Here is a 13,248-nt window from a genome sequence, read left to right as displayed (position 1 = left end):
ACCGCAAATGAAGAAGTGGACAATAGAAGACGCACGGGAACTCTACAACATCAACGGTTGGGGAACCTCTTACTTTGGTGTCAATCAAAAAGGTGACGTCTTCGTGACGCCGTGCAAGGACAACACGCAGATAGACCTGCGCGACGTGATGGACGAACTGGCGCTGCGCGATGTGGCCCCGCCCGTGCTGCTGCGCTTCCCCGACATCCTCGACAACCGCATCGAGAAGACGGCCAGTTGCTTTCAGCAAGCCAAGAAGGAATACGACTACAAGGGGGAGAACTTCATCATCTACCCCATCAAGGTGAACCAAATGCAGCCTGTGGTGGAAGAGGTCATCAGCCACGGACGCAAGTTCAACCTCGGACTGGAGGCCGGATCGAAGCCCGAACTGCATGCCGTCATCGCCGTACAGTGCCAGAGCGACTCGCTCATCGTGTGCAACGGATACAAGGACCAGAGCTATATTGAACTGGCGTTGCTGGCCCAGAAGATGGGAAAACGCATCTTCATCGTCATCGAAAAGCTCAACGAATTGGAGATCATCGCCAAGGCCGCCAAGAAGCTCGACGTGCGACCGAACCTCGGCATACGCATCAAACTGGCGTCGAGTGGCAGCGGCAAGTGGGCCGAAAGCGGCGGCGACGCCAGCAAGTTCGGCCTGACGTCGGCCGAGTTGCTCCAGACTTTGGAGAAGCTCGACGCCATCGGCATGCACGACTGCCTGCGACTCATCCACTTCCACATCGGCAGTCAGATTACCAAAATACGACGCATACAGACCGCTTTGCGCGAGGCGGCGCAGTTCTACATCAATCTCCACAAGATGGGTTACGGCGTGGACTTCGTCGATTGCGGCGGCGGACTGGGCGTGGACTACGACGGAACACGCTCCTCGAGCAGCGAAAGTTCGGTCAACTACTCCATCCAGGAGTACGTGAACGACTGCGTCTACACCTTCGTGGACGCCGCCAACAAGAACGACATACCGCATCCCAACATCATCACGGAGAGCGGACGCTCGCTGGCGGCCCACCATTCGGTGCTCGTCATCGACGTACTGGAGACCGCCTCGCTGCCCGAAATGCACGAGGAGTTCGAGGCCAAGGAGACAGACCACCAGCTCGTGAAGGACCTCTACGAGATTTGGGACAACCTGAACATCCGCAACATGCTCGAAGACTGGCACGACGCGGAGCAGATTCGCGACGAGGCGCTGGAACTGTTCTCGCACGGTATCGTCGACTTGAAGACCCGCGCCGAGATAGAAAGCATGTACTGGAGCGTGTGTCATGAAATCAATACGCTGGCCAAGCAAATCAAGCACGTGCCCGAAGAGCTGCGCGGACTCGACAAGATACTGGCCGACAAATACTTCTGCAACTTCAGTCTCTTCCAGAGCCTGCCCGACAGCTGGGCCATCGACCAGCTCTTTCCCATCATGCCGATACAGAGGCTCGACGAACGGCCGTCCCGCAACGCCACACTTCAGGACATCACGTGCGACAGCGACGGCAAGATTGCCAACTTCGTGACGGGCGGCCACATCGGCCACGTGCTGCCGGTGCATCCGCTGAAGCGCGGCGAATCCTACTACTTGGGCGTCTTTCTCGTCGGCGCCTACCAGGAAATACTGGGCGACATGCACAATCTCTTCGGCGACACCAACGCCGTCCACATCTCGGTGAAGGACGGCAAGTACCACATCGACCAGATTTTCGACGGCGAGACGGTGGAAGACGTGCTCGACTACGTGCAGTACAACCCCAAGAAACTCGTGCGACAGCTCGAAACCTGGGTCACCAAGAGCGTCAGACAGGGCAAAATCAGCCTGGAGGAGGGCAAGAACTTCCTCAACAACTACCGCTCGGGACTCTACGGCTACACCTATCTGGAATAGGCTTCCCGCTGCGGGGGCCTGCTTCTTCTGGTTTAATCTCCCCTTTTTATGGAATCCATTTACATTGTGAAGGTCGGCGGAGCCATTGTCGAAGACGAACGACGGCTCGGCCGGCTGCTGCGTGATTTCGCCGCTTTGCCCGGAAGAAAAGTGCTGGTGCATGGCGGCGGGCGCAGCGCCACACGGCTGGCCCAACGGCTCGGCATGGAAAGCAGGATGGTGAACGGCCGCCGCATCACCGACGAAGCCATGCTCCAGGTGGCGGCGATGGTCTATGGCGGACTGGTGAACAAGCGTTTGGTGGCCCGGTTGCAGGCCGAAGGCGTCAACGCCATGGGGCTGACGGGAGCCGACGGCAACGTCGTCCGCGCCCACCGACGCCCCGTGACGGCCGACGGCACGGACTTCGGCTTCGTGGGCGACGTGGAGCAGGTCGATGTCCGACTGCTCTCGACGCTGCTGGAGGCGGGCGTCACGCCCGTCATGGCTCCCCTCACGCACGACGGACGGGGGCAGCTGCTCAACACCAATGCCGACACCATCGCCTCCGAAACGGCCAAAGCCTTGGCCCAACGCTACGACGTGACGCTGCTCTATTGCTTCGAGCAACCCGGCGTCATGCGGCGACCCGACGACGAAAGCAGCCTGATACCCGTCATCACGGCCGCCGATTTCGAGCAGCTCGTGGCCGACGGAACGATTTCGGGCGGAATGATTCCCAAGTTGGAGAACGCCCTGCAAGCTGTTGCTGCAGGCGTCAGACAGGTGATTGTCACCCGGGCCGACGCCATCGACGGCCGCCACGGCACAGTCGTCAAGGCCTGACGACCATCCGTCCCCTTTGTTAACGAGTCATAAAAACAAAGGAAGACAGACCCCATCTGTAACTTCCACCCTTGTCAAACGTCATTTAATCAGAACGTGGATGAAGATCATCAGTTTTCAAAACGACATACTTCCGCTCAAAAACCAGTTGTATCGACTGGCCTTACGCATCACGATGAACGGTGCGGAGGCGGAGGACATCGTTCAGGAGACGATGATCAAAGTCTGGAACAAGCGCGACAGCTGGGCGGAGATAGACTCGATAGAAGCCTTCTGCCTCACGATATGCCGCAACACCGCCCTCGACAGCGTCAAGAAGCACGACAATCGGAACGACACGCTGGGCGAATCCGGAAGCGAACAGCCTGACAACGCGTTCAACCCCTACGAGGCCACGAGCCGAAACGACCGCATGGACACCGTCAGAAGGCTCATAGACCGGTTGCCCGAAAAGCAAAGAAGCTGCATGCAGCTGCGCGATTTCGAGGGGAAACCCTACAAGGAAATCGCACAGATACTGGAAATCAGCGAAGAACAGGTCAAGGTCAACATCTTCAGGGCGCGCCAGACGGTCAGACAAAGGTATCAAGAATTGGACAATTATGGACTATAAGTACATCAATCAACTCATAGAACGCTATTGGCGTTGCGAGACTTCACTGGAAGAGGAGGCCATTCTGAGAGCTTTCTTCAGTCAGGAGGACATCCCCGGAGAGCTTTCGGCCTACAAGGAACTCTTCCGTCTGCAACGAGAGGAGGTGCAGGAAGATGTGCTGGGCGACGCTTTCGACCGGAAGGTGATGGACGCCATCGCCGCCCCGACCACCGTCAAGGCCCGCACCATCACCATGACCGAGCGCCTGAAGCCGCTCTTCAAGGCCGCCGCCGTCGTGGCGATTCTGCTCACATTGGGCAACGCCGTCCAGGTGCCGTTCAACGACGACGCCTATCCGGAGGCCGGAATGACGAAGACGCACGAGCGCGGTGCCAACGTGGCGTTCGGCGATTCGGCCGTCATCGACTCCGTCCAGCACACCAGTGTCGGCGCGGCGGAAATGCCGGAGTCCAACATTCTCAAATAAAGATTATTTCTATGCTTTCTCTATAAATCATGTTTAGTAAAACAAAAACGAAACTGTGAAGTTTCTATTCTCTCAAATTTTCATAACATACTAACGTAGATGGCCCGCTTTCTCAATCGTGAGAGAGCGGGCTTATCAATTTCCAAAAGCACAAGGGAATGGTAAAAAAAGGTAAAAAAGTAAAAAGGTAAAAGGGTAAAAAGGCGGTTGGAAAAGTAAAAAAGTAAAAAGGTAAAAGGGTAAAAAGGCGGTTGGAAAGGTAAAAAGGAAGAAAAGGAAAGGGATGAAAAAGCCTTTTGGAAAGGTAAAAGGCTAAAAAAGTAGATGTAAAAGAGTTGCCATTTACCCCAAATGAGTTATAAGAAGATGGCTATGGTGTACCGCGCAGACTACCGCGAAGCAATCGTTCGACCACGCAAGGTTTTGGTTGCTGGCTGAATGAGGTGTTGTGTGGCTACCGCGTAGCGGTTGGTCTTTTTAGAGAGCAGGGTTGCGAGCGAAGCGAGCTACCCTGCCTGGCACGTGACAACAAGAAACTAGGCCGAAGGTCTTGGTCTTTTTTACGTTTGTGGTGGCTGTTGTCGGGATGAAGGGTGAGCCGTCGGGATTGTCAATGGCTTTTGAAGCATGCAAAGGAACGAGCAACAAAGGCGAATATAATGGGCATGGTTGCCGCCGGCTGCCCCTTGGTGGCGGGATGGCAGGCCCGGCCGCTGCTCCCCGAGGCCTTTCTGCGGGTGTTGAAGCCGGCGGCTTCACCTCTTCGTAACCCCCGGTCATGCCGCAGGATGACCGGGGGAGGTGTGCCCGCCGCCCATCCGTCGACCCTGGAGGGGTCGCCCACGGTCATCACGGCTGTCTTTGGGCGACCCTTCCAGGGTCGGTTTCCGCTTGGTCTTCTATCCCCTGGTCACTCCGCTTCGCAGAGCTGACCAGGGGTTATCGAGTGATGAAGCCTCCGGCTTCACTTCCTGCGTAGCCTGCGACAGGCATTTCTTTATGCCCAATCGGTTCATGGGGACATGCTTATGGTGCATTGCGCCCGCTACCGCGTAGCGGTTGGTCTTTTTGTAGGGAAGGGTTGCGAGCGCAGCGAGCTACCCTGCCTGGCCAGTTACAGAGATATCTAGGCCGAAGGTCTTGGTCTTTTTACCCCAAAATCAATCAATGGGACATGCTCATGGTGTATTGCGCATGCAACCGCCTGCGCTGTGCATGCAACCGCTTGGCGATAGATGGCCAAAGGCACTGCTGTTGACGGCTGAAGGTTTGGCGATTGATGGCCAAAGGCACTGCTGTCGGCCACAGAAAGCATGGCGGTTGGAATGTGAAAGCACTGTGGTTGGCGCGTGAAAGCATGGCTTTTGACAGCCCAAAAGGGACTGTTGAAAAGGAAAGGAGTGGTGAATGAAAAACGGTTGACGGGCGGACGAGTTGTGCTTGTCAAGCTGCGACTCGTCCGCCCGTCAACCGGTGCCCCGTCTACTCTGTCGCAAAGGGGAAGAGTGGCAGCAGGGCGCCGTTCTTCAGGTTGCCCGGATTCCAGTTGCGGAAGGCGTAGCGCACGTAGAGCGGCTGCCGGACGTCGGGTGACCAGACGGCGATCGACTCGTTGCGCCAGTCTTCACGCGGCACCCAATAGTGCCAAGCCTTGGCCTTGTGGTACACTTTGTCGGCACCGGCGACCTCGAATCCCTCGATGTCATGGAAGCGGTTGATGGCTCCGTAGAGGTCTTTCAGCCGCACGTAGCACGTGTCTGCCTGTATCTTCATGTCCTTGAAGGAGGGACTTTCGCACCATATCTCCCGCATGCCGTAGGTCTTGTTGAGGGCCTGGAAGGCCAGCCGCTCGCCCACCTGCCGCTTCTGGGAGGGATGAATCTGCTCGACCTCGTGCGGATAGACCAGGTCGTCGGTGCAGACCAGGCCGCTGTTGGGGATGACGAGCGACGCCTCGTATTGCTGTTCGCGCAGCTTCGGCCCCCAGTCGCCGTCGCGGTTGTCGTACCAGTAGGGTGCTATCTGCACGAAATAGAACGGAAGCTGTCCCAGCCCGAAGTCGCGGCGCCACTGCGCAACGAGGTCTTTGAGCCGGCGGGTGTACTGCCCCGCGGGGGCGCCCACGTTGGAACAACCCTGATAGTAGAGTATTCCCTTGACGGTGTAGTTGAGGATGGGGGCGAAGGTTCCGTTGCCCCAGAGCAGCGGACGGTGGTAGTCGTAGCCGAATCGCTTGACGATGGCCATGGAGTCGAGCGGCTCCTGCGTGTGTGTCTGCAGGTAGTCGCGGTCGAGCCAGCTCTCCACGCGCGTGCCGCCCTTGTTCGCCAGCACCAGTCCCACGGGCACGTCGAGCGCCCGGTTCAGCGTCAGCGCGAAGTGATAGCCCGCGGCCGAGCAGTCGCCGACGGTCTGCGGCCCGATTTCCAGCCAGCGGCAGTCGGCGTCGGCCTGCGGTGTCATGCGCATGGTGGCCGGTATCTTCACGTAGTGGATGGCCCTGTGGTCGCGCGCTTCGACCACGGCTTGGTTGTAACCCTCGGTCGGGCAGTTGCCGAAGCCCTTCATCGGCATTTCCATGTTGCTCTGGCCGGCGCACACCCACACCTCGCCCACGAGCACATGGCTGACGGTGGTGACGTCGCGGCCGTCGTCGAAGGTGATGGAATAGGGCTTGTAGCCGGCCTTGGGCGTCTTCACGCTGACGAGCCACTGCCCTTTGGCGTCGGCCTTGGCCGATTGCGTGGCGGGTTTGCCGAAGAAATGCGTCGTCACCTTGATGGTCTGGCCCGGCCGCGCCCATCCCCAGAGGCGGGCTTCGGCCTGCTGTTGCAGCACCATGTGGTCGCCGATGAGATGGGAAAGTCGCACTTTGGCCGTCGCCGTGAGGGCTGCCAAGGTGCAGAAAGAAAGCATTAAATAACGTTTTAGCATGGTTTGTTTCGTTTGTTTCGCGCTGCAATATTACGATTTTTTATTTATCTTTGCAACTATATGACTGAAAATGAGCCTAAATACTGACACAACATGAAGAAATTAAAGCAACTGATGATGATTTGCGCCTTGCTTCTGGCGGTCTCTCCGGCCCTGGCACAGAGCGCCTTCGAACTGAACTTGTGGCCCCAGGGCGCACCCGTCGAGAGCGCCGACGCCGCCGACACGGCCAAGGTGCATGTCTTTCTGCCCGAGAAACCGACGGGGCGGGCCGTGCTCATCTGTCCCGGCGGCGGCTATGGCAGCCTGGCGATGGCCAAGGAAGGCACCGACTGGGCCGGCTTTCTCAACAACATGGGCATTGCGGCCGTGGTCTTGAAGTATCGCATGCCCCACGGCGTGAAGGAAGTGGCCATCGGCGACGCCGAGGAAGCCATGAAACTGATACGCCGCAACGCCGCCGGATGGAACGTCAACCGCGCCGACGTGGGCGTCATGGGCTTCTCGGCGGGCGGCCATCTGGCCTCGACACTCGCCACACACAGCCGCGGCGACGCCAAGCCCGACTTCCAAATCCTCTTCTATCCCGTCATCACGATGGATCCGGCGTTCACCCACAAGGGTAGCCACGACAACCTCTTGGGCAAGAACGCGTCGAAGAAGGACGAACGCCTCTACAGCAACGACCTGCAAGTGACGCGCGTGACGCCGCGCGCCTGGATAGCCCTGAGCGACGACGACCATGTGGTGGCGCCCGCCAACGGCGTCAACTACTACATGGAACTCTATCGCCACGACGTCTCCGCCTCCCTCCACGTCTACCCGTCGGGCGGCCACGGCTGGGGCATTCTGCCCCGTTTCCGCTTCCACAACCTGCTCATGATGGAGCTGGAGAGCTGGTTGCGCAGCTTCTGAACAAAGCTCCCGCCGGTCGCGAACGACATCCCGTAGTCTTGACTCCCACCATGGACCGCAACAGACGACATCAACAGCTGGAACTGCATTGGACGATGTTCCTGAACAGTGAGGACGAAGCGAGTCTCAATGAGGCCTTTTCGTCGCTCTATTTTCTGTCTGTGGATGAATTGATGGCCTACGGTCGGGGCATGGGCTTCGACCAACCCACTTGCGAAGACGGCGTTCACGACGTGTTTTGTCAGGTCTATATGAAGCGGCGACAGCTGTCAGCCGTGACCAACATCACCGCTTATCTCTTCCGGGCGTTCCGCAACGCCATGCTCAACGTGCACAAGAAGAACGCCAAACAGGCCGACAAGGAGGTCGCCCAGCTGCCTTTCTTCACCGATGTGACCGTCCTTGACACGATGATCGGCGACGAAGAGCGCCGCGACATAGCCGCCACGATAGCCCGACTCATGGCCATGCTCACCGACCGGCAGCGCGAAGCCGTCTATCTTCGTTACATGCACGACATGGATTACGAAGAGATCGCCGAGCTGATGGGCCTCCAGGTGGGCTCGGTGCGCAAGCTCGTGTATCGCGCCGTCACCGTCTTGCGCGCAAAAAGCGGCCAACTTCGAAATCCATTGCTTTCGATGTTGGCCGCCTGGTGGAGCTTCACGCGCTGAACGGAGCCTTTCCCTTACAGGCGGATGGTGGCTTTCTGTCGGATGTCGGCCGACGAGGCCCCCGCCAAAATGTCGAAAACGCCCCGTTCCAACACCCATTCATGGCGATGTTCGTCGTAGTATTGGAAGGCGTCGGCCCCCAATGTCATCTCCACCCGCTTGGTTTCGCCGGCCTTGAGCCACACCTTTTCAAAGTTCTTCAGTTCCTTGTAGGGCCGGTCCACCTTGGAAACGGGGTCGTGGACGTATAGCTCCACCACCTCGGCACCGTCTTTTTGTCCCGTATTCGTCACGTCGAGCGTCACCTTCACCACGGCTTTCTTCCGGTCGACGACCGACGCCGTGAGTTTTTCGTAGGCGAACGCCGTGTAGGAAAGGCCGTGGCCGAAGGCAAAGAGGGGCGTTGTGCCCTTGCGCTCGTAGCCCCGGTAGCCCACGTAAATGCCTTCACGATAATATACTTTGCGCTCCTTGCGCGTCTCGTCGTAGTTGCCGTAGGCCGGCGAGTCCTTCCATTCGCGCTCGATGGTGAAGGGAAGCTTGGCCGACGGGTTCACTTTTCCCGAGAGGATGTGGCCCAATGCCGTGCCGCCCTCCTGTCCGGGGTAGAGCAGGTGGAGCACGCCGGCCACGCGCCCGATCCACGGCGACATGCGCATGGCGCCACCGCCGTGCAGTGCCACGATGAGATTGGGATTCGCCTGTGCCAAGGCGATGATGAGTTCGTCCTGTCCGTAGGGCAGTTCGAACGGTCGGTCGGTGCCTTCAAACTCCAGGCTGGCGTCCAGTCCGCCGCAGAACACCACGCAGTCGGCCTGTCGGGCCAGCCGGACGGCTTCGGAATAGTCCACGCCCGTGGCGTAGTCCCAGCCCATCCGTATCTCGGCGGGGCTGCAGTGGCGGTTCCAATATTCCAGCCGGACGGCATGCCTGCGCCCCCTTTGTGAGGCTATCTTCACATGACGGTTGGCAAACGACTGCGACATTCGCTCGTCGATGACGACCCTTCCGTCGACGGTCAGCCGGCAACCGCCCTGCGCGTCGACGAAGAACAGGATGGAATCGTTCTCTTCCGACGCCACCGTGCCTTCCCATTCCATCAGATAATCGTGGCCCAAAGCCTGCACGGCCGACGCTCCTTCCGCCCATCTGAAGTCCACGTTTGGGTCTATGCGGCTCATCTTCGGCTCGTCGTCCATCCTGTTTTCCTGCTCGTCGAGCGCGTAGCAGCGGGCTTCCAGCCCCCGTTTTCCATCCTTTGTCCTGAACGCGCTCTGCTTGAACAGTCTGCGCTTGTAGGCGTTCGACACCCCTTCTGCGTAGAGAATGCGGGCGTCGGGGAATGCTTTGCGAATGCCCTCCATGTCGTTCACCACGTACCAGGGGTTGACTTTGGAACTTCCTCCGCCACCGAATGAACAGCCTTTGACGTCGAACGTGTTGTCGTCGACGACGTTTGGGTTGGCATTCGGGCCGATGACCGCAATCGTCCTGGGCGACCGCAGCGGCAGGATTTGCCGTTCGTTCTTCAGCAGGATGATTCCTTCGCAGGCCTCGTCGTAGGCCATTCGGTTGGCCGCTTCATTGTAAGTGGGGATGGAAAGGTCCTTCGCCGTGGGGCGGTCGAAGAATCCCAAGGCGAAGCAAGGTTGGAGAATGTGGCGCACCATGTCGTCGATTCGGCTTTCTTTCAGCTTCCCCGACTCGACCAGCGGCAGCAGTTGCTGGCGGTTGAGATGGTCGAAGGTGCCCAGTTCCATGTCGAGTCCGGCCTCGACCGACGCCCATGTGCTGTGCGTGGCCCCCCAGTCCGACATGATGTTGCCCCTGAAGCTCCAGGCGTTGCGCAGCATGTCGGTCATCAGAAGTCTGTTCTGGGCGCAGTAGACGCCGTTCACCAAGTTGTAGCCCATCATCACGGCGTGGACACCGCCCCGCTGTATGGCCGCCTTGAAGGGCGGATAGTAGATTTCATGCAGCGTCCTTTCCGACACTTCGCTGCTCACTTTGTAGCGGTCGAACTCCTGGTCGTTGGCCACGAAGTGCTTGACGGTGGCCATGACGCCGCCCGCCTGTAGGCTTTGGATGAACGGCACGGCCATCTCGGCGGCCAAGCAAGGGTCTTCTCCCATGTATTCGAAGTTGCGCGAGTCCTTCGACGAGCGGTAGATGTTGACCCCCGGGCCGTAGAAGACATGAATGCCGCGCGACCGCCACTCCTGCGCGTAGATGGCGCCGAGGCGCCGGGCCAGGCTCCTGTTCCACGAAGCGGCCAGCGACAGTTGGCTGGGGAAGGCTGTGGCGCGCCCCTTCAGCCCCCATGACGCTATGCCCAGCGGGCCGTCGGCCGTCTCGAAGCGCGGCACCCCCAGCCTTTCGCAGCCCCGAAAGAAGAAGTCGCTCTGGAGCATGTCTATCTTTTCGGGCAGCGTCATGCGGCCGATCAGGTCGTTGACGCGCGCTTCGGGCGAGAGGTTTGCGTCTCTGAAAGGAAAGTCCTGCGCGTTGGAGGGCGCGCCGAAACTTGCGAGCAGGCAGGCGATGGCCGCCGTCTTGTGTAGGAATCTCATTGTGTATATGTTCATGTTTTGTGTTCGTGAAAAGAAGAAAGCCTGTCGTTTTCATTTCCAAAGCAGTCCTTTTGCGGGCCGGAAGCACTGCTTTCATTTTGTGAAAGGGCAGCGGTTGGCCGCCAAAAGCACTGCTTTCAGCTTGTGAAAGGGCAGCGGTTGCGGGGCGGAAGCTGTGCTTTCAGAAAACGCGCGGCAAGCCGACGGCCGCCATGGCGCGGTCGACCATCTTGAGACAGTCGCCCTGAGGTTCGGTGGGATAGGCGTTGTCAGCCTTGGCCCATGCCCGTTCCATGGCGAAGAAGTCGGTTTCGGGCGTCTCCCGGCCGCGCAGCTGGCGGTTCAGGCCGTCGAAGAAGGCCGTCCATCGCGGCGCGTAGAAGTCGCGCAACAGCCCTGACCATTCCTTGTTGGCGTAGTCGTGGACGCGCGTCGTCGGGTCGTCGGGCCCCCAGTAGGTGATTTGCGTGCGTGCGTTTTCGAGCGACAGCCGCCGATCGGCTTCGTTGTCGCCGTAGGCTTGGGCGGCCTTCAGCCAGTTGCCCAGCAGGAAGTGGCGGTCGGTGGCGAGGAGGCTGTCCTGTAGGAGCACGAGGCTGACGAACCGCCGTGACGCCTCGGCCAGCCGTAGCGTGTCTTTGGTCCGGTAGGCATCCATGGCTTGGCGGTAGACCGTGCGTCCATGGTTGGCCATCACCTGGCGGGTCAGGTCGACGAGGTCGTACCGATAGGTGGCCGAAGCCGCCAGATGGTCGGCCGCTTGCCTGAAGAGCGTCAGCGCCTGTTCGAGCAGGGCCGGGTCGTATTGCATCCGCTTCGGCCCCCAGGTGGAGACACTCGTGACATTCGTCGAGGGGCGGGCGCAGAAGATGGACTCGAACGTGCCTTCGCCCTTGAACTCAAATTCGCCGAACACCGACCGGCTGAGCAGCAGCCACGCCTTGTAGAGCCGGTCGTCCCACCGCCCGTAGCGGTAGAGGACATATTGGCGGAGCATTGGGTCGAGGTCGGGCGCGTGGTCGTTCCACGCCGTCTTCAGCGCGAAATCGTAGACAATGGGGTTGGTGAGAATGCCTTCGGGCAGAATGCCGATACCCTTCATCACGTGGTTCTTGGAGTTGCGGAAGGCCCGATGCGGTTCGTTCACCAGCACGGGAAGCTGCCCGCCCATGTCGGTCTTGCCGCCGAAATGGTTCACACTGCCCCAAATCCAGGGCGTCCGGCCGAACTCCTGCGACTTCTCCCACGACGTGGCAATCTCTCCGGACAGGTTGATGAGCAGCACGTGGCGCTTGTCCAAGCCAGCCAACAGTGAGGGTGGAGGATTGTCGTTCCATCCTTGCAGCACCCATCGGGCCTGCGGGAAGTGGGCCAGCATGCGCCGTTGCACGAGCGAAGCCGTAGCGGCGAGGTCTACACCTTGGGCGTTTCCACCCTCATGAAACAAGTCGCCGCCGAGGAATCGGATGTCGGAACCGTAGTATTTCTTGATGTTCCGGTAGTAGAGGTCGGCCACCCGATTGAACGTTTCGTTGCCCGGCAGCAGGATATAAGGGCGTTGGAACGCGCCCCAAAGGCCTTGCGGAACGACCGGCGCGTCGGGGAACCTGTCCTTGAAGAACGACGGCACGATACCGGGGAAGCCCTGTAGCACCGGCTCTATACCCAGTTGGCGCATCCTTTCCAGGATTCTGACTTGCAGCCGGTGGCGTTTCTCGATCATCGGTTGGCTCATCGGGCCGCCCCATCCTTCGAGATTGCCCATCAGCCACCATGCCGTGTAGGCCGGACCGGGGATGAAACGGGCGATGGAAGCGTCGCTGAAGCCCAGAGACCGCAGCGTCTGCTGCCAGACAATCTCGGTTCCCAAGGGTGCCAGCATGAGGTTGATGCCGTTGAGCGAAAGCCAGTCGAGTTCGCGTTCGAAGTCTTCCCACTGGTAGAAAGCGTAACTGTAGCTGTACGTGCAGTAGTTGAGCGCGTAGCGATAGCGGAACGGTGTCGACACGCGGATGGGCCGCTTGAGGGGAACCACCTTGACGGTGGAGGGCAGGTTGTCGGCAGAATGCGATATGCTGGCGTGGCAGACGTGGTTCAAGTAATGGTTCACGGCCGTCGAAGCCGCAGACACCGTGTTGGCTTGGATAACCAGATTCCCATTCCGAGTGGACAAAATGAAAGTTTCTTCTGCGGCTTTCGGCAGCGGTTTGAACACGATGTGCCGATGAAGCGAGGGTATTCTGCGCTTCACGAGTTCGCTTACGCCGCTGAAATCCTGGGCCTGACAGGACAGTGTCAGGGCGAGCGCGGCCGACAGAAAGATGGTTCTGGAGACGGAAGAAGGCATG

9 protein-coding genes are annotated in these 13,248 nt (G+C 59.3%); 6 read left to right on the top strand and 3 right to left on the bottom strand.

Annotation, left to right across the window (positions count from 1 at the left end; all coding sequences use genetic code 11):
- Positions 1-7 precede the first annotated feature (7 nt).
- From speA to K334_RS14135, 4 genes are all read left to right on the top strand, one after another.
- Positions 8-1,900, top strand: coding sequence for a biosynthetic arginine decarboxylase (speA, locus tag K334_RS0113100; protein WP_027445093.1), 1,893 nt, complete (start codon positions 8-10; stop codon positions 1,898-1,900).
- A 48-nt stretch (positions 1,901-1,948) separates the two neighbouring features.
- Positions 1,949-2,725, top strand: coding sequence for an acetylglutamate kinase (argB, locus tag K334_RS0113095; protein ID WP_027445092.1), 777 nt, complete (start codon positions 1,949-1,951; stop codon positions 2,723-2,725).
- A 100-nt stretch (positions 2,726-2,825) separates the two neighbouring features.
- Positions 2,826-3,338 carry a GFO_1088 family ECF-type sigma factor gene (locus K334_RS0113090; RefSeq protein WP_027445091.1) on the top strand — a complete coding sequence of 171 codons (513 nt, stop codon included), beginning with the start codon at positions 2,826-2,828 and terminating at the stop codon, positions 3,336-3,338.
- A complete protein-coding gene (locus K334_RS14135) occupies positions 3,328-3,807 on the top strand; it encodes a PG0215 family putative anti-sigma factor (RefSeq protein WP_036890437.1) in 480 nt (159 codons plus the stop codon). The genes K334_RS0113090 and K334_RS14135 overlap by 11 nt, the downstream gene beginning before the upstream one ends.
- Before the next feature lie 1,482 nt (positions 3,808-5,289).
- On the opposite strand, the gene K334_RS0113080 is transcribed toward K334_RS14135, so the two are convergent.
- A complete protein-coding gene (locus tag K334_RS0113080; protein WP_238318982.1) occupies positions 5,290-6,723 on the bottom strand; it encodes a sialate O-acetylesterase in 1,434 nt (477 codons plus the stop codon).
- Between the two features lie 111 nt (positions 6,724-6,834).
- Between K334_RS0113080 and K334_RS0113075 the strand changes: the two genes are divergently transcribed.
- Both K334_RS0113075 and K334_RS0113070 read left to right on the top strand, forming a co-directional pair.
- Complete coding sequence (locus K334_RS0113075; protein ID WP_404828123.1) at positions 6,835-7,656, top strand: alpha/beta hydrolase; 822 nt, start codon at positions 6,835-6,837, stop codon at positions 7,654-7,656.
- Between the two features lie 50 nt (positions 7,657-7,706).
- Positions 7,707-8,330 carry an RNA polymerase sigma factor gene (locus tag K334_RS0113070; RefSeq protein ID WP_025880934.1) on the top strand — a complete coding sequence of 208 codons (624 nt, stop codon included), beginning with the start codon at positions 7,707-7,709 and terminating at the stop codon, positions 8,328-8,330.
- Positions 8,331-8,344: 14 nt separating this feature from the next.
- Here K334_RS0113070 and K334_RS0113065 read toward each other — a convergent pair whose 3' ends face one another.
- Entirely contained in the window at positions 8,345-10,900 is a 2,556-nt protein-coding gene (locus K334_RS0113065) for a beta-glucosidase (protein ID WP_027445089.1), read from the bottom strand.
- Positions 10,901-11,081: 181 nt separating this feature from the next.
- Positions 11,082-13,247 carry an alpha-N-acetylglucosaminidase gene (locus K334_RS14130; RefSeq protein ID WP_025880933.1) on the bottom strand — a complete coding sequence of 722 codons (2,166 nt, stop codon included), beginning with the start codon at positions 13,245-13,247 and terminating at the stop codon, positions 11,082-11,084.
- Position 13,248: the final 1 nt, after the last annotated feature.

Origin of the sequence: Segatella baroniae DSM 16972 = JCM 13447 (assembly GCF_000426585.1) — a bacterium.
Taxonomy (GTDB): domain Bacteria; phylum Bacteroidota; class Bacteroidia; order Bacteroidales; family Bacteroidaceae; genus Prevotella; species Prevotella baroniae.
This window is presented reverse-complemented; position numbering and strand designations above follow the sequence as displayed.

Bases quoted from the DNA above. Each gene is read 5' to 3' on its own strand.
- K334_RS0113075 (WP_404828123.1), top strand. From the start codon at position 6,835: ATGAAGAAATTAAAGCAACTGATGATGATTTGCGCCTTGCTTCTGGCG.
- K334_RS0113090 (WP_027445091.1), top strand. From the start codon at position 2,826: ATGAAGATCATCAGTTTTCAAAACGACATACTTCCGCTCAAAAACCAG.
- K334_RS0113070 (WP_025880934.1), top strand. From the start codon at position 7,707: ATGGACCGCAACAGACGACATCAACAGCTGGAACTGCATTGGACGATG.
- K334_RS0113080 (WP_238318982.1), bottom strand. From the start codon at position 6,723: ATGCTTTCTTTCTGCACCTTGGCAGCCCTCACGGCGACGGCCAAAGTG.
- K334_RS0113065 (WP_027445089.1), bottom strand. From the start codon at position 10,900: ATGAGATTCCTACACAAGACGGCGGCCATCGCCTGCCTGCTCGCAAGT.
- K334_RS14135 (WP_036890437.1), top strand. From the start codon at position 3,328: ATGGACTATAAGTACATCAATCAACTCATAGAACGCTATTGGCGTTGC.
- speA (WP_027445093.1), top strand. From the start codon at position 8: ATGAAGAAGTGGACAATAGAAGACGCACGGGAACTCTACAACATCAAC.
- argB (WP_027445092.1), top strand. From the start codon at position 1,949: ATGGAATCCATTTACATTGTGAAGGTCGGCGGAGCCATTGTCGAAGAC.
- K334_RS14130 (WP_025880933.1), bottom strand. From the start codon at position 13,247: ATGCCTTCTTCCGTCTCCAGAACCATCTTTCTGTCGGCCGCGCTCGCC.